Genomic DNA, 21,030 nt, shown 5'->3' on the forward strand with positions numbered 1-21,030 from the left:
CCGCGCATGTACGCCGAGGCGCATGACGTCGGGTACGAGGTGGAGCGCCCGTTCTCGGATGTGGACACCCACCGGGCCGGGTCCCTGATCGTCGCGGCGTCGCGGCTACTGGATCAGTACGTGACGATCGACCGTGCGGACCCCGAGCAGATGGGTCTCGCGAAGATCGTCGTGGTCGACATGGTGGCCGAGGCGCTCGCCCCGGGCGAGTACCGGGGCCACCAGTCCTACTCGTGGCGCAACGGGGCCCTCGCGGGCTCTGGCACGCTCGTCGCCACGGCGGGCGCGCTGCGGCTCCTGGACTGGCATCTGGCCATGTTCGGGGCGCCCAGTGCGCTCTCCCCGTCGTGGCACTTTGGAGATGAGGTCGGATGAGGCCGGGGTTCACCACGACGATCACGATCCTGCGGCCGACGGTCGCGGAGGACGAATTCGGGACGGACGTGCTGGACTGGTCCGAACCGGAGCCGGTGCCGGTCGACTTCATGGTGTCGGTGCAGCCGCTCAGCTCGTCCGAGGGGCCCGCGGAGCGGCCGCAGGTCGTCACCGGGTGGCAGCTCATATCGCCACCCGGCAGGGATCTGCCGCTGCGGCCGATCGACCGGATCCGCATCCCCTCGGGGCTCGTGTTCGCGGTCATCGGCGACATCCTGCGGTTCCCCCATCCGATGAAGCCGGACGGTGTCCATCACGTCGAGGCGATGCTCGAGAGGGTGTCCGGCTGATGGCGATGTCGAAGAAGATGTTCGACCAGATCAACCGCAACCGGCAGGTCCGCGCCCACCTGATGAAGGTGGCGCGGGCGAAGGCGGCCCGCGCTCAGGCGATCACCAACGCCGAGGGCGGCAAGGCCCGCATCACGGTCAAGTCGGGCATCCGGCCCGGTGGCCGCGCTTACGTGAACATCGTGTCGGACTCCCCCATCGAGGAGTACGGCTCGGAGTCGACCCCCAGAATCCGCGCCCTGGGGCGCGCAATCAGAGAGGCATGACCATGGCAACGAAGGAAGAGACGATCAAGGTCAAGTGGGCGGCCCACTCGGACCCGAGCAAGGTCGGCAAGACCGAGGAACTGCGGCCGCGGGAGGCACGCGCCGCGGTCCGCACCGGGCAGGCGCAGTACGTCAGCGAGAAGGACGTACCTCCGGCCCGGCCGTCGATGCACACGCGCGCGGCATCACTGGAGAAGGCCAAGAGCAAGGACGGCGACGAGGCCGCCCCGACCGAGCGGCCGCAGACCGCCGCCGACACTGACGCTGATGGGGCGGCCCTGGATGACGCGGTCGCCGCGGCCGACTCCTCGCAGCCGGCCGCGAAGGCTCCCCGGAAGCGGTAGGCCATGGCTGACGTCGACATCGAGTCCGAGCTCGTCGCCCACCTCAAGCCGGTCCTCGATGAGCTGGGAGCGGCCGGGGTGGGCCCCGAGATGCGCCCGGACAGTCCGCTCCCGTTCATTCAGGTGACCGCGCTGCCGGCTACCCAGGAGCTCCAGTCATGGGACGGGCGGCTGTCCCTCGACCGCCTGGACGCCGACGTCGACGTCTACGCGGCCAAGAAGGTCACGGCCCGGGACGTGGGCCAGGCCGTGCGAGCGCGACTGGCGGTGCCGCTGGCCTCGCGCGCGGCGACGATTAGCCGTCGTCCGGCCCTGACACCCCGCCCCGACAGGAACGAGAACGTCCGCCGCTACGGCGCGGCCGTGAGTTTCCTCGCCCGCTCGTAGCGGGACCCACCACCGACGAAGCCCCCGAATCCTCGGGGGCTTCACGCATTTCAGGAAGGAACGCTATGAGCACCCCGATTGGCGACAACTACGACGACGAACTGGTCCGCATGGGCGTGACCGGGCAGCTGATGTACGCACCCCTGGGCACGATCGCCCCCGACGGGATGGCCGAGTGGGCCGAGGAGTTCATCGACCTGGGCTGGATCTCCGACGAGGGGATCACCGAGTCGGTCGACGAGTCCTCCGAGGGTTTCACCCCCTGGCAGGCCACGGCAGAGGTCCGCGAGGACATCACCAGCGTGCTGATCACGTGGGAGACCACCCTGTGGACCACGTCGTACGACACGGTCGCGCTGTACTTCCGCAAGCAGGAAGCGGACATGACCCGCAACGCGGACGGCTCGATCGAGTTCGTCGACGGCAACATCCCGAAGAAGCACCGCGTGTTCTTCGGCATCGACGTCATCGACGACCCGTACCGGCGCCGCATCGAGATCCCCAACGGCGGCATTTCCGAGCGCGGTGGCCAGACGTACACGAAGGGCTCGCTGATCGGGTACCCCATCACGATCAAGGGCTACCTCACGGCGCAGGGCTGGTCCTGCAAGCGCAAGTTCCTCGAGGGCTGGGACCTGCCCACCCCGGCCACCCCCTGATCCGTCCTCCCCCATTCGGCCGCCCTCGGGCGGCCCCACTGACGGCCCCGGTCGTGCGCCTTGTCGGGCACGCGCGACCGGGGCCACCTCATGCCCGACAGCCCGACATGAAGGAGGCCCACCGTGGCCATGGACAAGTTCTCCGACAAGCCCATCGACATCGACGCGATGCTCGCCAAGCGCGAGGAGGTCGTCGGAAGCGCCGACCGGTTCCCGTTCATCGCCCTCGGTGAGACGTGGTGGTGCATCGACCCGCGTCTCGCGGACGACTCTCTCCAGTACGACCTGGAGGATCTGCGCGACGATCTGGACGACGGGGAGATCGATTCCTCGGAGTTCCGGACCGCGCTGATTGACCTGTACCTCGGCGACGAGCAGGGCGAGAAGTTCCGCGCTGCAGGCGGCCAGATGAAGCACATCAACGCCGCTCTCGAGGCCTACGCGGATACGCAGGCGGACCCTACCCGGAGGTCCTCGCGCGCTACCCGGAGGCGTGTGAAGCGGCGCTGATCGCTCAGTATCCGTCGCTCGGTGATCCCGTCGCCGCCTTCTGGCGCGGCGAGATCACCGTGCGGATGCTCGTCTCTCTGATCAATGGCCTGCCACCTACGTCGGCGCTGCATCGGGCTCAGAACGACGGCCAGTTGTGGACGTGGAACGAGGCGCTGCAGTGGCAGCAGATCCACCTGCTCAAGGTGATCGACCAGCGCCTGGTCTGGCAGAAGCGCAAGAAGCCGAAGATGCCGAAGTTCCGTCCGTACCCGTGGTCGAAGGACGAGAAGAAGCTCGGCAACCTCGGCGGCAAATCGGCCAGCAAGGCACTCGAAGTGCTGCGGTCGCTACGCCCCGGCGGCGGCGCCGGGCGTAATGCCCCGGCGGCGGGCGTGAAGGTTTCAACCGACTAGCAAGGGGGTGGCGTTGGTGGCTGTGGACAGTGACGTCGTATGGGTTCCGACGCTGCCCTCCCTGTCGGACTTCGCGAAGGAGCTCGACAAGGGCACCAAGGGCGCGGGCACCAAGGTCGGCGAGCGCGTCGGCAAGGAGATCGCTTCCGGTGTCGAGCGATCGAAGGCCGCGGTCGACAAGGCCTCTGAGGTCGCGGAGAAGGCCCACAACAAGGTTGCGGACGCAGCAGGCAAGGTGCGCATCGCCGAGGAGCAGCTTGCCCGGGCCCGCGATTCTGGCGACACGCTGAAGATCGCCCGTGCCCAGGAACAGCTGGCGACTGCCCAGCGACGCGTGTCCGAGGCGACGACCGCGGCTGAGAACGCGGATAAGTCCCTGACGTCGAAGCGGGACAAGCTGGCCCGGGCGACTGACGACTCGGCCCAGGCGGCCCGTGAGAACGCGGACGCCCTCGAAATGGGCGAAGGCTCGATGGCGAGCTTCGGCGGCGGTATCGACGGGCTCGTCGGCAAGCTCGGCGGCCTCGCTGCCGGTCTCGGCGGCATCGTCGCCTCCGCCGACGCGATGATGGAAGGCCTCGACCAGGACCGCCTGGGCGACAAGCTCGCAGCGCAGCTCGGGGCGACCCCTGAGATGGCCGCAGAGTTCGGCGACATGGCGGGCAGCCTGTACGCGCAGGCGTACGGCGATTCATTCGAGGACGTCAACGACGCACTGCGCGGCGTGTGGCAACAGGGGTTGGTCGACGAGGACGCGACGAACGCTCAGATCGAGTCGATCACCGCCAAGGTGCTGGACCTGACCACGGCGTTCGATCAGGATCTCGCGGGCGCCACGGGCGCGATCGGCACCATGCTCAAGACCGGGCTCGCGCCCGATGCCGACGCGGCCATGGACATCCTCACACGCGGCTTCCAGCAGGGGGCCGATAAGGCGGGCGACCTCCTCGACACCATGACGGAGTACCCGGCGCTGTTCCAGGCGCTCGGGATCGACGGGCAGACCGCGACGGGCCTCATCGCGCAGGGCATGGCCGGCGGTGCTCGTAGCGCCGACCTCGTCGCGGATGCCCTCAAGGAGTTCCAGATCCGCGCGATCGACGGATCGAAGGCCTCGGCGGAGGCGTACGGGACCATCGGTCTCAACGCCGAGGAGATGACCGCGAAGATCGCCGCCGGCGGCGAGGGGGCCCGCGAGGGCCTCGATCAGGTCCTCGACGGCCTGCGGGCCATGGAAGACCCAGTCGAGCGCAACGCCGCCGCGGTCGGACTGTTCGGCACCCAGGCTGAGGACCTGGGCGGGGCCCTGTTCGATCTGGACCCGTCTACAGCGGTCCAAGCACTCGGGGACGTTGGCGGCGCGGCCGAGGAGATGGGCAACACCCTCAACGACAACGCGGCGACGCGACTCGAAGAGTTCAAGCGGTCGGCGCAGCAGTTCGCCATCGACAGTGCGGGCGGCTTCATCGGCTGGGTGTCAGAGAACATCGACCTGCTGAAGAACCTGGGCATCGTCCTCGGAGTGACCGCCATCGCGCTCGGCGGGGTAGCGATCGCCTCCGGCATCCTCACTGCCGGTTCGCTCCTGACATGGGTCCGGAACCTGACGATTGCGCAGTGGCTACTCAACTCCGCGATGCTCGCGAACCCGTGGACGTGGGTAGTTCTGGCCATCGCCGGACTGGTCGCCGCGTTCGTCATCCTGTGGAACAAGTCCGAGGCCTTCCGCGGCTTCTGGATCGGCCTGTGGGACTCGATCAAGAACGCGGCGGCCTGGGCGTGGCAGAACGTCATCAAGCCCGTGTGGGATGCGATGAAGGCCGCCTTCTCCGCTCTGGGCGCCTTCTTCGGCTGGGTGTGGACCTCCCTGATCAAGCCCGCGTGGGACGCCTTGGGCGCCGGGATCGCGTGGGTCTGGAACGCGATTATCCGGCCCGCCTGGGACGCACTGAAGGCCGCGCTCGGCGCGGTCGGCGCGTTCTTCGGCTGGGTGTGGACCTCAGTCATCAAGCCGACCTGGGACGCGCTCGGTGCGGGGATCGCGTGGGTGTGGGAGAACGTCATCCGCCCCAACTGGGACGCGCTCAAGTGGGCCCTCGGCGCGGTCGGTGACTTCTTCTCCTGGGTGTGGAACAGCGTCATCAAGCCCACCTGGGACGCCCTCGGCGCCGGTATCGCCTGGGTCGCTGACAACGTCGTGCACCCCGTGTTCGATGGCCTCAAGACCGGACTCGGATTCGTGGAGACCGCGTTCCAGAAGGCGGTCGACTTCATCGGCCAGATGTGGGACCGCATCAAGGGCATCACCGCCAAGCCGGTGAAGTTCGTCATCGAGGACGTCTACAACAACGGCATCCGTGAGGTGTGGAACAAGGTCGCCGGCTGGCTCGGTCTAGAGGAACTCGGGAAGATGCCGATGCCCGAGACTCTCGGCGCATACGCAGCCGGCGGTGTCCTGCCCGGCTACACACCGGGACACGACGTGTACCAGTTCGTCGAACCGTCGACGGGTATGACCATTGACCTGTCGGGCGGCGAGTCGATCATGGTGCCGGAGTGGACTAGGGCGATCGGCGGACCGGCCGAGGTTGCCCGGCAGAACCGGGCCGCGCGTAGCGGCAATCTCGGTGGGTTCGCCGACGGCGGCACCCTGCCGGGCTGGGAGAAGCTGACCAGCCCTATCCAGTTCGCAATGGCGCGCGCGGTCGGGGCGGCGTTCCCGAATCAGGTCATCACCTCGGGCACCCGCTACGAGGACGTGGGGTCGGGCTACGACAACCACATGGCGCAGCGGGCGGTCGACTTCGGTCCATCGGGAGCTCTCGCGGCGTGGATCGCTCGGGAGTACCCGAACACGATCGAGTTGTTCTGGGATCCGGGGCCGAACCTTAAGAACGGCGCCCCGACTGGCGCGATCGGTGGGCACTCCGACCACGTCCACTGGGCGATGGCCGAGATCGCCGACCCGTACACAGGCGAGGTGATCTCGCACGACGGGCCTGGCGGGAACGGTGCCGGCGGCGGCGGTCTGTCGATGGTGCGGGCGATGGTGTCGCGGGCGTTCTCGACGATCATCGACCCGATCCTCGAGGCGATGCCCGACTTCGGTGGCGGGCTGTGGGGCGAGATGCCGGGCGCGCTGATCGGCAAACTCGTAGACGGTGCGAAAGAGCACCTGGGGTCGCTGGCCGGCGTGTTCGGTGGCGGCTCGTCGCTGGACCTGTCTGGGATCGCCGGGGACAACCTGACGATCGGGCAGGCCGCGGCCGAGATGGTCGGCTGGACGGGCGGCGAGTGGGCCGCGCTCAAGGAGTTGTGGACGCGGGAGTCGGGCTGGAACAACAACGCCCAGAACCCGACCTCGACTGCGTACGGCATCGCACAGTTCCTCGACTCCACGTGGGCCCCGTACGGGCCCAAGACCTCCGACCCCGCCAAGCAGATCGAGTACGGCATCCGCTACATCCAGCAGCGGTACGGCACCCCGTCTGCGGCGGTCGCGTTCCACGACGCGAACAACTGGTACGACCAGGGCGGTGTCCTCGCCGAGGGCATCACCGTGGCTCACAACGAGTCCGGTAAGCCGGAGGCGATCCTGACCAACCAGCAGTGGCGGGACGTCTCCGCGCTGGTGCACGAGCTGCAGTTCCTGACCCCCGAGATGAAGCGGTGGGTCGACGAAGGCCTCGCCGAGCTCGAGCGGTTCGCCAACGCGGCCGAGAAGGGGTTCACCGCGTGGGCGGCCGCGACCACCGAACAGGGCCGCATGGGGTCGCCGGAGGAGTTCGCGCAGCACTTCGGCACCGCACTCGGTCTCGACGTGGCCGACAGTGCCCTGGGCATGGTCGGTCTCGGCGGGATCCTGGGCGGTCAGCTCAACGACTCCACCCGGAACCTGCTGCACGCGATCATCGACGGACCGATCGGCGGCGAGGCCGCACTCCTCGACGACGACGGCCGGGTCATCGGCACGAAGCTCGACGACCCCGCCGCCGCCGTGCCGGACGACCTCAGCGGCCTCGACATGTCGGCGCCGGTGGTGCCGTCGGTCGACGGTGAGGCCGACATCTCGGCCGAGCAGCTACCCGCGGGCACCTCGGTGACCGTGGCGCTGCCCGCCGGCAAGACGGCGTACACGGACGAGGAGGTCAAGCAGATGCTCGACGAGCTCGACCAGCGCGTCGACGACCTGGAAATCCGTGTGACCGATTCCGACAACGCTCCCGCTCCGCTCGGTGCGGGCGTGTCCGGGATCGTCTGACCGTGGAAGGGGGCTGCCTGTGATCACCCTGGCATACGCGGGAGTCGACTCCTCGGAATGGACTCTCGTCGGTGAGAGGCAGGGCGCGCAGGGCGCGGAGGCGGCGAAGGTGTCCGGCTTCATCGCCTCCCCCGACACGACGGTGGAGGCGCGCCCTGCCCGCACCGGGCATGTGGTGTCGGGGTTCACGGTGCCGCCGATGACCGGCACCCTCGACCTGACGGTGTCCTCGCAGTTGGTCGACGGCGAGACTCGTGAGCTGGACGAGATCTTCGACGCGCTCGCTCTCGCGTGGTCGCCGCTCGTCGACGGGGAGCTGACGTGGGTCTCGGACCGCGGCGTGTTGATGCGCACGCGGGCGCGGCTCGCCTCGGGTGGGTTCCCGATGCCTGATCGGTCCCCGACCGAGCGGGCGCCGGGGCAGCCGGTGCGGCGGGTGGCGCTGTCGCTGTCGGTGCAGTGCCTCGACGGGCTGTGGATCGGCCCGCAGTCGGCGCCGTACACCGGCGCCGTGCAGGTGTACAACGCCGGGGACCTGGATGACTACCCACGTATCGAGTGGGCCGGGGCCGGCGCGACGGTGGCCGGTCCGGGGATCCCGGAGTTCACTCTGCCGACCACTGCGGTGCCGGCGGTCTGGGACACCGATCCCGCGACCGGCGGGATGGTGACGATCGACGGCCAGCCCGCCACGGCGCTGCGCCAGCAGATGCGCGGCCGGGTCGCCCCGGTCCCGATCGAGCCCGGCACGACCGCGCCGTGGACGTTCACCGGCTGCACCGCAGTGGTGCAGCCGTTGTTCCTCAACCCGTGGGGGAGGTGAGTCGTGTCGGACTGGTCCGCTGAACGTCTGGCCACCACCGCCGCGGGTGGCGTGGTGATGAAGCTCCTCGACCGGCACATCGAACCGGTCGACGATCTGCACGGGTTCTTCGAGTGGGAGGGCCCGGAGGTGCCGAACGAGGAGGCGACGTTCGTCGGCTCCTATCCGGTGAACCACCCCGTGGTCGACACGCTCATCCCGCTCGGGTCACTGGACCCCTCCAAGCCGGAGGACACGTGGACCGAGCTGATCCACGCGGCGCAGTGGGTGCTCATCGAGACCGGGCAGGATCCCGTCACGGGCAAGCCGCATCGGCTGTTCTACCGGGTCATGCGGATCACCGACGGCCACGGCTCCAAGCGCGCGCGGGTGAAGATCGAGGCCGTCAGCCTGCATCGCTACGCCGCGCACATCACCTTCCAGGCTAGTCCCGGATTCCCGATCATCGCCCAGCCGAAGTACCGCGACATCCGCGCCGGGCAGAGCTTGAAGGTGATCAAGGAGTACTTCCTGGTCAACACGATGCGCGAGTTCCAGCCGGGCGCGATCGACGGCTGGGACCTGTGGGCCCCCGAGTCGTGGGAGAACGTCGTGGCCGACCAATGGGCGTGCATCGTCAACCCGATCAACGCCCCGGTCACCACCGCCATGACGATTCTCGACATGCGGTTCGACTCCGGCCTCGCGGCGGTGAAGGAGACCCTCGACGCCGCCGGCCTGTTGCTGACCCTGGACGTGTGGCTCGAGGGCGATCCGCAACCGTTCCCGGATCACACGATCCTGACCAAGCCGACCATCGTCCTCGACATCGTGCCCCGACAGTGGGACACCTCCACCACCGGACATGCCGGGGACCTGCTCAAGGGCCTCATCCGCACGTTCGACACCGAGGCCAACGCCCCGCGCATCGGCCTGGCCGACACCCCGTCCACCGCGGCCGGAGTGCCGGCGTGGGTGCTGTGGCAGCCCGAGCACATGGAGGCCGTGACGTCCGAGCTGACGATCGCCAAGTCGGACGTCTGGCACGTCACGGTCGGTGGCCGCTCGCCCGAGGCGATCAACAACATGCTCGGTCTCGGCGCGAAGGCGATCTTCGGCGGGCTGGGTGCGGCGCTGGCGATGGCGATCCCGGTGTTCGGCCCGGTCATCGTCGCCGCGGCGGACTTCCTTGGCGACGTCGTCGGCGAGGGCCTCAAGGACAAGCTGTTCGCTTGGTCCGAGGCTGCTGACCTCAAGCGCAAGGAGTGGCACGGCCGGTTCGCGAACCGCGACTCGGTCGGGGCCGGTGACGGCTGGACGATCGAGGCGTACCAGCAGGCGTACCAGATGCTCGCCCAGGGCGCCGGCGGCATCTCGATCGGATTCACCGTCGACGGCGGCGCCCCGTTCCGTTGGGGCGAAGACTACCGCAGCGGCGACCAGATGGGCGTGGTGCACCGCGGGATCATCTTCGCCACTTACGCCTCCAAGACGGTGATCAGTCAGAAGAAGGGCGACAAGCGGCTCCGCTCGGCGATCGAGCTCGGCGACCCGCGTGTCCGGGAGAACCCGACCGCCCTGTTCGCCCGGTCGATCAAGACGATCCAGAACTCGGTCGACCGCGTCAAGACCTTCATCATGTGAGGAGAGACCATGCCCGACGACAAGGTGCTCGACGAGCTGTACCCGTATCCGCGCGACCCGAAGTTTCACCCGTTGGCGTGCTTGTTCTTCAACATGCCGCACCTCGCGGTGGACGCCGACGGCGCGCACGCGATGGCGAAGTGGGTGTTCGACCATCTCGGTTGCGCCGGCCCAGGCACGGCGGCGCCGCCGACGGTGAAGTACGACGCTCTCGGCGGGTCCGGGGCTCCGCACGAGTTCGGGGTGTGGATCAAGGCCGAGGACGACCGGATGACGGTCCAGGTGACGACCCCGGAGAAGGATCTCACCGAGATGGACGAAGCGGAGCTCGCTGAGTACATCACCCACGCGAAGGCCGCCTTGGTGGCCAAGCGTGCCGGCACCGCGAAGGAGGCGTGACCGCCCCTCGGAGTCCTGTCTGCACTGCTAGAATGGGTGCAACAAGACGGCCCCGAAGGTGCGCTAACACCATCCGGGGCCTGACCACAACGACACGATTGGAGCGTGCGTTATGGCTGACGATCAGCCTACCCCCGAAGAGTGGCGACCCGTAGTCGGGTACGAGGGCATCTACGAGATCATGATTGATGGTCGAGTTCGGGCACTCGACAGAGTCATCACCGACAGCGTCGGGCACACCTATCTGAGGCGTGGCGGCGAGAAGGTCGTCCGCGTGGGGGACTCTGGCTATTGCTGCGTGACCTTGTCGCAAGGCGGGCGCAATCGGACCGTCAAAGTGCATAGGCTCATCTTTGAGGCATTCGTTGGGCCGATCCCCGAGGGGGCGATTGTCCGGCACCTGAATGACGTAAAGACGGACAACCGGCTAGAGAACCTGGCGCTCGGGACTCACGCCGACAATCGTCATGACTCCGTTCGGAACGGGACGCATCACCAGGCGAACCTGACCCGTTGCCCAGGGGGCCACCTGTACGACGAGGCCAACACTCGGTACATGCAGCCGGGGAATCGCCGCTACTGCGGAGAGTGCCATCGCCTCCGAGGGAAGGCGTGGAAGGACGCGAACCGCGAGAAGGTGCGCGCTGCGAACCGTGAATACATGCGCACCTACAACAAGCGCGTGAGAGGGTAATCGACCCCAGGGCCCCCGGTTGAACGCCGGGGGTTCCGCCATTTAGGAGGGCAGTAGTCACGGGAATCAATCTAAGCGGCAATGTCCCGACGACGCCGGGCGCGCCGGGCGGGATCCTGCAGGCGATCCGGGACGCCGTCGAATCCGTAGGCGGGATCGGTGAGGCGCTCGCCAACGGGCTGAACGGCATCATCTCGGGGATCGTCGACATGGTCCTGGGCCGCTACGACGGTGACATTCCGGCGCTGGTCGATGGGCAGCTCGAGTTGAACGAGCGGTTCGAGTTGCTGGGTACCTCCGCGTACTGCGCGGCGTACATGTACAACAATCTGCGGCTGGGCCCGGGCCGCAACCGGGCGTTGCCGTTCGATTCGCAGATCGGCCCGAACAACGACGCCGAGTTGGTGCAGGTGTCCCGTCCTCACCCGGAGGCGACCAACCCGTCGACCGTCCTCAGCGAGTGGTGCATCCGCCTGGACCGTGCTGGGTTGTGGCACGCCAACGCGTCGTTCGTTCACGCCGGGGACGGATTCGACCGTGCGCAGGGCGAGATCGTGGTGCTCAAGCCGGACCTGACCCCGTACTCGTACACGACTCTGCCTGCCCCGCGGCCGCACGCCGACGGCGGCACCGTCACCGACGTCAACGTCGGTGTGCCGGTGTCTCTGTCGAAGTTCTTCGTCACCCCGGCGCCGGGTTACTACGTGCAGGTGCGGTGGCGGTTCAACGTGCTGGTCGGCATTCGCACGGTCAAGGGTGGCGCCCGCCTGTCCCAGTTCTCGGTGGTGCAGTGGTCCGACGACATCGCCAACACCGATACCAGTGACGATCCCGGCGGCACTATCGACGACACCGCCTGACCAGCCGCCCTGCCTGGCCCTCTCCTTCCTCGCCCGCTCGTACCGGGCCCTGAAACCTCTGGAGGCTCTTGTGCCCATCCTTACCGGCACCATCGACGACGTTACGGGCTCCCCGCTGCCCGATCGGGTCTCGCTGGCCACGCTGCGTGTCACGGTCCGCGCCCCTTCGCGCCGCTCGTCGCTGACCGAGCAGGCGCGCCTCGTGGCCTCCGTCCCGGTCCCCGTGGAGGTCTCCCCCACCGGGGAGATTTCCGTGGAGCTCGAGCCGGGGCCGGCGGTCATGCTCGTGGAGGGCGAGGGCCTGCGCGACGTGTACGAGCTCGGCGTCACCGCCGACATGACCCTGCTGACCGAGGCGCTGCAGGAGTCCTCTCCGACCCGGTCGTGGGTGGAGTCGCAGATGGTGCAGCTGCGCGCTGCCACGGTCACCGCGGCGAGCGAGGCGCAAACTGCGAAGTCCGACGCCGAGGGCGCGGCAGCGGTCGCCGAGGGGCACCGCACCCACGTCGATTCGATCCGCGATCTCCTGGACGAGGCGGCGCAGACCAACGTCGCGCCGTACCTCACTGAAACCGCCCTTAAGGCCACCTACGGTGCGAAGGGCGCAGGGGTGGCACGGGCCATGTCCCGCGCTCGGGCAGGGCAGAACCTCCACTTCACCTGCGTCGGTGACTCCATCTTCGACACCACCACCCCCGGCAACGCCGGCGGTGGGCCGATGGAAAAGACAGCCACCCTCGTCGCGTCAAGGTTCGGTATCGAGGTCACCACCGCCAACCATGCCCAGTCCGGCTATACGGCGGCACGGTCGGCTCTCATGGGCAGGGTCACCTCGGCTATTGCTGAAAAGGCCGACGTACTGTTCATCTCATTCGGTAAGAATGACATCAACTCCCAGACCATCGGACCGTTCGCCGCCAACGGCTACCCAATGGACGCCTCCCTCGCACAGATTGAACGCATCTGTGCCACGGTCCGCCGAGACTCCCCCCGTACTGATCTGGTCATTATTGGGGAAGGGCCGTACGCGCCGGACACCGCCGCGAACGTCGACTTGGTCGAGTATGAGACCCGACTGCGGGCGGTGGCAGCCGCATGGGGTGCCGAGTTCGTGGACGCCTACGCCGCGTTCGAGGCGTTGGGAAACTGGGCCCACCTCATGTACGACGGAACCCACCAGAATCCGGCAGGAAACGACCTGTACGCGCAGACGATCCTCGGGCATCTCACCGATAAGGAGTTCGCCCCGGTCGCACTGGCCGCCCCCCCGAAGGACGGGCTGTGGGCAATGTCCAACGTCGCCCAGGTTGGTGAGCATGGTTGGGTGGTCGTCTCCGGTGCGGGAACCAAGACCGGTACCACGGTCACCTACGGGGGTGCCGGATGGGCTAGTGGCGCTACCTCTACTCCTGGGGATACGGTCACAATCGCCGGGGTAGGGACGGAAGTGCTCGCGCAGGTGTCTACCGCCCTCGCCAACAACGCGGTCGTGGACGTACTGGTGGACGGGGTCGTGATCGGGGATGACGTTCATCTCGCGGACCGTGGCCTGCGCGGCGACTACTGGCTCCCCCTGGCGGTCGGGCTCACCCCTGCCGCTCACACAGTCGTGATCCGGCTCGTGTCCGGGACGCTGCGCCACTTCGCATCGGCGGTGCTCGCCGCCGCAACGTCCACTGAACCCCACGATCAGATCACCCTCATTTCCTCCACCGGCACAGCGCTAGCACTCCCCGAGGGGGGTACTGACCTCATCCTGGCGAACGCGATCCCTGTCTCGCTGCCTGCCGGGTGGCAGTCGGCCAACCTGACCATCGTTGGACGCGTCCAGTTGACGACCGCCGCCGACACGACCACCGTCCGCGACGTTCGCCTCCTCTGTCAGGTCTCCACCGCCAAGCCCACGAACGATTCTGACTACACGTACGAGACGCTCCTGCCCGGCCCGACCGGGCAACAGCGATCTACCCCACTGAGTACGACGAGGTGGGTGGATCGCGCGGCCACCGTCAGCCTGCGAGTGCGGCTGACCTCCGCCGACAAGACGGGCGTGACGGTCACGGGGTCGCGGGTTCATGCGGTCATGACTCGCGCCGGATAATCAGGTGCAACTCGTCGACACGCCCACTGTGTCGAGCCTGTCAACAACCTTGGCACCGAACCGGGCATTACCTTCGGTTGTCAGATGCAGGCCGTCAGCAAAGTCGTCATCGCCCAGCCAGTCGCCGTCGAGAGGGTCCACGAACAGTGCGCCCGTGACCGCTGCCGCCGCAGCTAGTTCGTCACGTAGAGCAGTCAGTCTCACAAGGTCATAGCGGGGGGCCTTCACCGGGCCCACCACGACGACCGTTGCGTAAGGGTTCTGTGCCCGGATCAGCGCGAGCGTCCCCACGGCTGCCTCCCGCACTCCGATGAGGTAGAGGTCATTGGTCGAGCCCTGAACGACAACGAGGTCCGGGGCCGAGGCGGTCACCTGGGGTACTCGATTGACGTACTGCCAGGCGCTTCCCGCGGGGTTGACGTACCCGGATCCGTGCTTTCCGAGGTAGGTCGGAGCCCAACAGTTGGAGGATGCGACGTGCTCGGCCCAGTTGTCGACCGGGGTGCCCACCTGTGCGGGAGCGGTGAAGGAGTCGCCGACGAATGCCGCCAAGGTCGGGCGTTCCTCGGGCGGGGTGGGGGCCGGGCCTGGGTCGATCACCACGGGAGGCTCGACGTCAGGGGTAGACGAGCCGAGCGACTGGGCTTGGGCGGCCGGGGAGGTGACGACGAAAACCGTGGCTACCGCGAGCAATATCGCAGCGATAGGGCGGGGGCAGGGAGAAGGCATAAGCGGAAGGTTAGTTGACGGCGCTCACGAAGTGTTAAGAATTGCGAAGAAGGTCCGATACTGCCCGATTATGCCCCGCTCTATCTGAGGAGGTTTCGTTGCCGATCACGGTTCACCAGCGCCGCCCCGCCTTCGAGGCGGTGCAGTACCAGCCCGGCGTCAACTGCGCGGAGGTCGGCGAGTTCATCGGCCACGAGGTTCACCCGCCCGGCCAGTGCGACCCGTCCGGCGTCCTGGAGATCCCGCCGTCGGGCGGCACCACCACCGCCCGCCCGGGCGACTGGCTCCTGCGCGCCCGCAGCGGGGAGCTGCTGATCTGCGCGGCCGAGGTGTTCGACCTGATGTACGAGCCCGCCTGAAACAACTCGCCAACAACTCGGAACAACTCCGGCCCCCGCCGATCGACGGGGGCCTTCTCCATTCCCGCAGGAGGCCCCATGCTCATCGTCACCGCGGACGGGATCGGATCGGCCGGCATCGTGCCCGGGGACTCCCGGTCGATCATCGGCAACGTCACCGCCCGCCTTGCCCAGAAGACCGCGCGTCACCAGGTCGTGCCGGTGCACTGGCCGGCGGCGATGGTCGGCATCGGCGGCCGTACATCGTGGGCCGTGTCCGCCCACATCGGCGTGCTGGACCTCGATCGCATCGCAGCCGAGAACCCGAACGAGACGCTCGTGCTGCTCGGCTACTCGGGCGGCTGTCGCGTGATCCACGACTGGCTCGACACCCGCCCCCAGGAGCACCACCGTGTGGCGGCCGTCGGCCTGATGTCCGACCCTTACCGACCAGCCACCCGGTGGCAGGACAACTGGAAGGGCGGACTGCCGAACCCCGGCGGCTCAGGCATCGCCGGTAGCCGCGTCGGACCGCTCGGAGGCCGCACCTTCTGGACCTCGGCGCCCGGTGACGTGATCTCCTCCTGCCCGCCTGATTCCCCGCTCCGCACCGCGGCGGACCTGTCCGACCAGATCCCCGGCGCTCTGCTCGTGGACCTCGCGGGGCACCTGCGGCGCGGCGACTGGCAGCTCGCCAACGCCATGCAGCTGTGGCGGCGCGACCCGCTCGCCTACCTGCGCGGCCTGGGCCCGCGCCTGGACCGCGCCCGCCGTGACATCGAGGGCTACCTCACCGGCGCGCACACCCTGGCCTACACCCGCCCCCACGCGGGAGGGCTCTCGCTCGCCCACCGCCTGGCGGACACGGTCGCGTGGGCCGTCCGGTGACCGGCCTCGCCTGGGCCGTCTGGCATCTCGCTCGCGGTCACCTCGTCACCCTGGGCCGCCCCTACGACGCCCCGGTGGGGACGGTCGCCCGATGCCGCTGCGGTGACCGACGACAGATCATCTGAGGAGACAGCATGAAGAACTGGTTCACCGTCGAACCCGACGTCACCCGCATCATGAACAAGCACTTCACCCCAGGGCGTGGCGGTCAACGGATCGAGTACATCACCCGCCACCACCTCGCCGGGATCCTCACCACCGAGCAGACGTGGCAGGTGTGGCAGACCCGGCAGGCGTCCGCGCACTACGTGGTGGAGAACTCAGGCCGCATCGGGCAGCTCGTGTGGGACCGCGACACCGCCTGGTCGAACGCCAACCTCGCATCCAACCAGCGGTCCATCGCAATCGAGCACTCCAACTCAGGAGGCGCGGCGGCCGACTGGCCGATCAACGACACCGTCATCCGCGAAGGCGCACGCCTGGCGGCCGCCCTGTGCTGGTTCTACAAGCTCGGCCGCCCCCAATTCGGCCGCAACGTCCGAGACCACCGCGAGTTCGGGCAGACCTCCTGCCCCCACCATCTCGCCAACGGCGGCAAGTACCACAGCACGTGGATGCGCATCGCCCAGGAGCACTTCGACTGGATGACCGCGAACCCGTCCGGCATCCCACCGACAGTGGCGCCAATCCCGGCGCCCGCACCGATCCCTGAGGAGGGGTTTCTCATGGCACTGTCCGACGCCGAGCAGCGCGAACTGCTCACCAAGACCCGCGACATCCACGCCCAACTCGGCCCCTGGGCCCAGCTCGGGCAGAACGACAAGGGCCAGAACCTCACCCTCGTGGACGCGGTGGCCGACTCGCGCCGCAAGCAGGGCCACACGAAGGAGAAGTGACCATGTGGACCGCAGCATTCTGGAAGGACGCGTCCGAGCGGGCCGTCAAGACCGCCGCCCAGACCGCCGGCGGTGTGCTCATCATCGGCACCCCGATATGGGAGGTCGACTGGACCGCCGGACTCGGCATCACCGCCACCGCGACGGTGCTGTCCCTGCTGACGTCGATCGCCTCGTCCGGTCGAGGTGATCACGAGTCGGCGTCCGCGCTCGAGTACGTCGGCCAGCATCGCGCCGGCTGATGCGAGCGTTCGAGCCACACCACCCCAAACTGCGGATCGCCGCCCTGGTCATCGCCGCCGCCGGTGCCGTAGCTCGCGGAATGGCATACCTCGACCAGCCTGACACCGGCCGGCTGACTCACTTCGTTGACGCCGTCGTGCCCCTGCACGTGTGGGCCATAGTCTGGATCGCGGCTGGGGCATGCCTCGTCGCTGGGGTGTGGCATCGCATTGTCGCCAGGTACGCGCTGTCGTTCACAGCGATGCTGTGGGGAGTCTGGGGTCTGTCCTACATGTGGGCCACGATCGCGGGCGATGCATCCAGGGGCTGGGTGACTGGCTCACTGATGCTCACGCTGGCGGGGACCATGATCATCATCGCGGCCCTCGCGGACACCGCGGGCCCGCCACGGGAGCCGGTGATTCTCAACCGTGGGGGCGACGGGTGACGTGGGGGCAGATCGCGGTCAACGCCCTCGCGGCGATCCTGCTCGTGGTGGGGACGTGGATCACGGCTCGGTTCACCCGGAAGACCGGGAAGGAGGCCAACGACACGCAGGCGGCGCAGGCGCGGACGGCGGACTGGTCGACGTTCGTGCAGGAACAGCGTGCGGAGCGGGCTGAGGAGCGCAAGTGGCTGGAGGCTCGGCTAGCCGAACGCGATCGCCGGATCGAACGCCTCGAGCAGCGCGTTGGGTCACTCCAGGAACGCTTCGACGCGCTGGAGCGCAAGTACCGGCTGGCGATCGCCTACATCCGTCGCCTGGTCCGCAAGCTGCAGCAGCACGTCGACCCGGAGGACATCGAGACCCCGCCGGATGAGATCAGCCCGGACCTGTGAGGCCCCACTGCCTCACATCGCACGAATCAGCCGCCTCCACCTCACTGGTGGGGGCGGCCTTTCGTCGTTATGGGCGGGGAAGGTGTGGCGGGGCGGACAAGTTGACAGGTATATCTTGAGGGGCCGCAGAAAGCGGTCGACCCCCGACGGTGCTACCAACACCGGTCGAGGGTCTGAGCCACCACACCACCTGATCTGGAGTGATGACCTGTGCAGCAGGCTACCGCTGCGCGCCCTGTGCGCGCGCCTATTCCCCCCGTGTTCGACACCCTCGATCTGTTGGTCGAAGGGTTCGTGGCCCGCTTCTCGTCGGAGTCCACCCGCACCGCCTACGCCGGCGACCTCGCCCTGTGGCGCTCGTGGTGCGATGAGCAGGGCCTGGACGTCCTCGCCGTCGAGCGGGCCCACGTCGAGCTGTTCGCCCGCTGGCTCGAGACCGCGCGCGGCAACTCCCCGGCCTCGGTGCACCGTCGGCTGGTGTGCCTGCGGTCGTTCTACCGCACGATGGCCGCCGACGGCCGGATCCTCGTCTCACCCGCCGAGTACGCCCGCCTGCCCAAGATCCGCCGCGACCGCACCCAGTACACGCACATCACCCGCGGGGAACTGTCCACGCTGCTCGTCGCGGCCGACGACATCAGCCCCACGGCCGGCGCACTGGTCTCACTCATGGGCGTCCTCGGTCTGCGGGTCTCGGAGGCGTGCGCCCTGGACGTCGACTGCGCCGACCGTCACGAGCGCGGCCACCGCATCCTCACCGCCCACGGCAAGGGCGCCACCGTCACCGGCATCCCCGTCCCGGTCCCCGTCGGCCGCCGCATCGACACCGCCCGCGGCGACCGCCCCACCGGTCCGCTGCTGCTCCGCCGCGACGGCTCCCGCATGACCCGCCGCTCGGCGGCCCGCGTCGTCACAGCGGCAGCCAAGGCCGCCGGGATCGACAAGCACATCAGTCCGCACGACCTGCGTGCCGCGGCGATCACGTGCGCGCTCGACTCGGGGATCCCGTTGCGGGACGTGCAGACGATGGCCCGCCACGCTGACCCGCGGACGACGGAGATCTACGACCGTGGCCGGCGGGACATCGACCGGCACGGCGCTTACATCCTCGCCTCGTACCTCGCGGCCTGAGAAAGAGAACCGCCCCCGACCTGCACGGTCGGGGGCGGTTCTCGTCGTTGGGGCGGTCAGTACGCCTGGGTGGCGCCGTACTCGGCCTGCTCCGGGGTGAACTTCTCGAACTGCAGTTGGTCGACCAGGCCCTGGCGGGACATCGGGGTCATCTCCATGTACTGCTCTGCCTTCTTCGCGGCTTGCTCGTTCCAGTCGGCATCGACGTTCTCGACGGCGTACTGAGCGGCCTCGGGGCTGTACTCCTCGAATTGGAGCTGCTCGGCTAGGCCCTGCTGGGAGAACGCGGACACGCTCAGGTAGCGCTCGGCGGCGCGGAGGGCGTTCTGGTGCTCCCGCGGTACCTCTGGCTCTGCGGGCTCGGGCTCCGGCTCGGGCTGCTGCTCATCGGTGGGCGCCGCCGTGTCTGCGGCGGGTTGCGTCGTGGTCGTCTCCGCGGGCGCCACGCCTTCCTCGTCGTCGCCACCGCCGGCGATGCTGGCGATGAGCGCGATGAGGATCAGGGCGCCGACGATGATCGCGCCCCACTTCATGCAGCCGCCCCGCTTCTTCTTCGGCTGGTCCTGGGGCGGGTAGGGCTGGCCGGGCTGCTGGGGCTGGTACTGCGGGTTCGTCACGTCGAGCCTTCCGTCGGGTTCACATATTCTTATCAGGTGTGAACGACACTCACGCCGCATTGGGCTGAGGTGGCGCGCCCCACGGGTCGAGTCGGTCGATCGCTTCCCGCCGCATCGCATCGGGCAGCTGGGTGTAGATCGCGGTGGTGGCGACGTTCTCGTGCCGCAGTAGATCCCGTACGAGGTAGATGTCGGCGCCGTCGGCGAGGAGCTGCGTCGCGAAGTAGTGGCGGAGCCGGTGCGGGGTGCCGGCGACCCCGCACCGGCGCATGTGGTCGGAGATGGTGCGGGACACGCTTTTGGCCTGAACGGGATCGGACGGGAACTGGCGGGACGGGAACCACCAGCCGCGGTCGGGCATCCGGCGGGACCAGTCCGCCACCATCGGGTGCAGGGGGAGCTCGGCGGGTTTCTTGCCCTTGCCCTTCACGTACAGGACTTGTCTGTCGCGGTTGATGTCTTCGCCTCGCAGTTTCGCGATCTCGTGGACTCGCAGACCTTGGAGGGCGGCGAGCAGGATCATGGCGTGGGTGGTCATGCGCGTCGGTGCGGACAGGAGCATCTGCACGTCGCGGGCGGACACCGGGCGGGGTAGTCGCTTCGGGGCGCGGGGTCGGCCGACCTTGGTCATCGGGTTGTCGACGCGCCGGTCTTGGACGTTCAGCCACTTGTAGAAGGCTGTGAGGCAGGCGACGTAGTTGACAATGGTGGAGTCGGACCAGGTGTCGTGTGAGGCGATCCATCGGGTGATGTCGATGGGTTGGGCGTGGGCTGGTTGTATGCCGGTTTCGCGGTAGAACTGGGCGAGGATGCGGCGTCGTTCGGTGATGGTGCGCTCAGACAGGCGGCTCGACACTTGCCACAGCTCGAAGTCGTCGAGGTGGACCAGAGGAATGGGGGGCATGTCAGCATCGTCACGAACCGCCACGAGAGTGGGGCCGGTGTTGCCTCCGCGTGATGTCATTGTTGTACTACAGGTGTGTGATTCAGGATCGCCTCAGCGTCCCGGACTCGCCCCAAGGCCTCGGTGATGCAGTTGGCCTTGTGTCGCATCAGCGAAGCCCCGGCGTAGTTGCCGCGCTCGTCGAGGAACTCGGCATCGCGGCGCATCTCCACCAGGAGTCGGTCGAGTTCGTTGTGCGCGTGGCGTAGGTCGTGTCCGGCGAACTCGCGGTCGACCTTGGCCTGGATCGCGGCGTCCCGGGTGGGTTCACTGAGCGGCGCACTCATGCCGCCACCGCCTGACGGCGCATCGGGACCACGTTGCTATCCTCGATCACGCCCCTATAGCTCAGTTTGGTAGAGCTACGGACTTTTAATCC

At 68.1% G+C, this 21,030-nt stretch carries 26 protein-coding genes; 22 read left to right on the forward strand and 4 right to left on the reverse strand.

Going from position 1 to position 21,030, the window contains the following annotated elements; all coding sequences use genetic code 11:
• Positions 1–6: 6 nt before the first annotated feature.
• The 15 genes from G6028_RS01335 to G6028_RS01405 all read left to right on the forward strand — a co-directional run bounded on the left by G6028_RS01335 (position 7) and on the right by G6028_RS01405 (position 14,047).
• Positions 7–375 (forward strand): hypothetical protein, encoded by a 369-nt coding sequence (locus G6028_RS01335; RefSeq protein WP_182657802.1) that lies wholly within the window; start codon positions 7–9, stop codon positions 373–375.
• A complete protein-coding gene (locus tag G6028_RS01340) occupies positions 372–725 on the forward strand; it encodes a hypothetical protein (protein WP_182657803.1) in 354 nt (117 codons plus the stop codon). The genes G6028_RS01335 and G6028_RS01340 overlap by 4 nt, the downstream gene beginning before the upstream one ends.
• Positions 725–991 (forward strand): hypothetical protein, encoded by a 267-nt coding sequence (locus G6028_RS01345; protein ID WP_069388564.1) that lies wholly within the window; start codon positions 725–727, stop codon positions 989–991. The genes G6028_RS01340 and G6028_RS01345 overlap by 1 nt, the downstream gene beginning before the upstream one ends.
• 2 nt (positions 992–993) lie before the next feature.
• A complete protein-coding gene (locus G6028_RS01350; RefSeq protein ID WP_182657804.1) occupies positions 994–1,335 on the forward strand; it encodes a hypothetical protein in 342 nt (113 codons plus the stop codon).
• A 3-nt stretch (positions 1,336–1,338) separates the two neighbouring features.
• Entirely contained in the window at positions 1,339–1,722 is a 384-nt protein-coding gene (locus G6028_RS01355; protein ID WP_182657805.1) for a hypothetical protein, read from the forward strand.
• 65 nt (positions 1,723–1,787) lie between these two features.
• Positions 1,788–2,381 (forward strand): phage tail tube protein, encoded by a 594-nt coding sequence (locus G6028_RS01360; protein WP_182657806.1) that lies wholly within the window; start codon positions 1,788–1,790, stop codon positions 2,379–2,381.
• A 123-nt stretch (positions 2,382–2,504) separates the two neighbouring features.
• Positions 2,505–2,891 (forward strand): hypothetical protein, encoded by a 387-nt coding sequence (locus G6028_RS01365; protein ID WP_182657807.1) that lies wholly within the window; start codon positions 2,505–2,507, stop codon positions 2,889–2,891.
• 65 nt (positions 2,892–2,956) lie between these two features.
• Positions 2,957–3,286 carry a hypothetical protein gene (locus G6028_RS01370; RefSeq protein ID WP_182657808.1) on the forward strand — a complete coding sequence of 110 codons (330 nt, stop codon included), beginning with the start codon at positions 2,957–2,959 and terminating at the stop codon, positions 3,284–3,286.
• Between the two features lie 16 nt (positions 3,287–3,302).
• Entirely contained in the window at positions 3,303–7,547 is a 4,245-nt protein-coding gene (locus G6028_RS01375; protein ID WP_182657809.1) for an aggregation-promoting factor C-terminal-like domain-containing protein, read from the forward strand.
• Between the two features lie 19 nt (positions 7,548–7,566).
• Positions 7,567–8,370, forward strand: coding sequence for a hypothetical protein (locus G6028_RS01380; RefSeq protein WP_182657810.1), 804 nt, complete (start codon positions 7,567–7,569; stop codon positions 8,368–8,370).
• A 3-nt stretch (positions 8,371–8,373) separates the two neighbouring features.
• Positions 8,374–9,993, forward strand: a complete 1,620-nt coding sequence (locus tag G6028_RS01385; protein ID WP_182657811.1) for a Gp37-like protein — start codon at positions 8,374–8,376, stop codon at positions 9,991–9,993.
• 9 nt (positions 9,994–10,002) lie between these two features.
• Positions 10,003–10,392 (forward strand): hypothetical protein, encoded by a 390-nt coding sequence (locus G6028_RS01390; RefSeq protein ID WP_182657812.1) that lies wholly within the window; start codon positions 10,003–10,005, stop codon positions 10,390–10,392.
• Positions 10,393–10,504: 112 nt separating this feature from the next.
• Complete coding sequence (locus G6028_RS01395) at positions 10,505–11,086, forward strand: NUMOD4 motif-containing HNH endonuclease (protein WP_182657813.1); 582 nt, start codon at positions 10,505–10,507, stop codon at positions 11,084–11,086.
• Between the two features lie 209 nt (positions 11,087–11,295).
• Entirely contained in the window at positions 11,296–11,946 is a 651-nt protein-coding gene (locus tag G6028_RS01400) for a hypothetical protein (protein WP_182657814.1), read from the forward strand.
• A 70-nt stretch (positions 11,947–12,016) separates the two neighbouring features.
• Positions 12,017–14,047: a GDSL-type esterase/lipase family protein gene (locus G6028_RS01405; RefSeq protein WP_182657815.1), complete on the forward strand. Its 2,031-nt coding sequence runs from the start codon at positions 12,017–12,019 to the stop codon at positions 14,045–14,047.
• On the opposite strand, the gene G6028_RS01410 is transcribed toward G6028_RS01405, so the two are convergent.
• A complete protein-coding gene (locus G6028_RS01410) occupies positions 14,048–14,740 on the reverse strand; it encodes an SGNH/GDSL hydrolase family protein (protein WP_182657816.1) in 693 nt (230 codons plus the stop codon).
• Positions 14,741–14,874: 134 nt separating this feature from the next.
• Here G6028_RS01410 and G6028_RS01415 point away from each other — a divergent pair, with 134 nt between their 5' ends.
• From G6028_RS01415 to G6028_RS01445, 7 genes are all read left to right on the forward strand, one after another.
• A complete protein-coding gene (locus tag G6028_RS01415) occupies positions 14,875–15,135 on the forward strand; it encodes a hypothetical protein (RefSeq protein WP_182657817.1) in 261 nt (86 codons plus the stop codon).
• Between the two features lie 78 nt (positions 15,136–15,213).
• On the forward strand, positions 15,214–16,002 hold the full coding sequence (locus G6028_RS01420) for a cutinase family protein (RefSeq protein ID WP_182657818.1): 789 nt from the start codon (positions 15,214–15,216) through the stop codon (positions 16,000–16,002).
• A gap of 134 nt (positions 16,003–16,136) precedes the next feature.
• Positions 16,137–16,898: a peptidoglycan recognition protein family protein gene (locus G6028_RS17540; protein ID WP_241730455.1), complete on the forward strand. Its 762-nt coding sequence runs from the start codon at positions 16,137–16,139 to the stop codon at positions 16,896–16,898.
• Between the two features lie 2 nt (positions 16,899–16,900).
• On the forward strand, positions 16,901–17,140 hold the full coding sequence (locus G6028_RS01430) for a holin (RefSeq protein WP_182657819.1): 240 nt from the start codon (positions 16,901–16,903) through the stop codon (positions 17,138–17,140).
• Complete coding sequence (locus tag G6028_RS01435) at positions 17,140–17,568, forward strand: hypothetical protein (RefSeq protein WP_182657820.1); 429 nt, start codon at positions 17,140–17,142, stop codon at positions 17,566–17,568. The genes G6028_RS01430 and G6028_RS01435 overlap by 1 nt, the downstream gene beginning before the upstream one ends.
• The gene (locus tag G6028_RS01440; RefSeq protein WP_182657821.1) at positions 17,565–17,960 is read left to right on the forward strand and encodes a DUF3450 domain-containing protein; all 396 of its coding nucleotides are present in this window, start codon (positions 17,565–17,567) and stop codon (positions 17,958–17,960) included. The genes G6028_RS01435 and G6028_RS01440 overlap by 4 nt, the downstream gene beginning before the upstream one ends.
• Positions 17,961–18,218: 258 nt before the next feature.
• A complete protein-coding gene (locus G6028_RS01445) occupies positions 18,219–19,091 on the forward strand; it encodes a tyrosine-type recombinase/integrase (protein ID WP_182657822.1) in 873 nt (290 codons plus the stop codon).
• A gap of 56 nt (positions 19,092–19,147) precedes the next feature.
• Here G6028_RS01445 and G6028_RS01450 read toward each other — a convergent pair whose 3' ends face one another.
• Genes G6028_RS01450 through G6028_RS01460 form a run of 3 tightly spaced genes read right to left on the reverse strand, consistent with a single transcriptional unit; the run spans position 19,148 to position 20,938 of the window.
• Positions 19,148–19,708: an Ltp family lipoprotein gene (locus G6028_RS01450; RefSeq protein WP_182657823.1), complete on the reverse strand. Its 561-nt coding sequence runs from the start codon at positions 19,706–19,708 to the stop codon at positions 19,148–19,150.
• A 49-nt stretch (positions 19,709–19,757) separates the two neighbouring features.
• Positions 19,758–20,612, reverse strand: coding sequence for a tyrosine-type recombinase/integrase (locus tag G6028_RS01455; protein ID WP_241730456.1), 855 nt, complete (start codon positions 20,610–20,612; stop codon positions 19,758–19,760).
• A gap of 56 nt (positions 20,613–20,668) precedes the next feature.
• On the reverse strand, positions 20,669–20,938 hold the full coding sequence (locus tag G6028_RS01460; protein WP_182657825.1) for a hypothetical protein: 270 nt from the start codon (positions 20,936–20,938) through the stop codon (positions 20,669–20,671).
• Between the last annotated feature and the right edge of the window lie 92 nt (positions 20,939–21,030).

This window comes from Dietzia cercidiphylli (assembly GCF_014145145.1).
Lineage (GTDB): Bacteria > Actinomycetota > Actinomycetes > Mycobacteriales > Mycobacteriaceae > Dietzia > Dietzia natronolimnaea.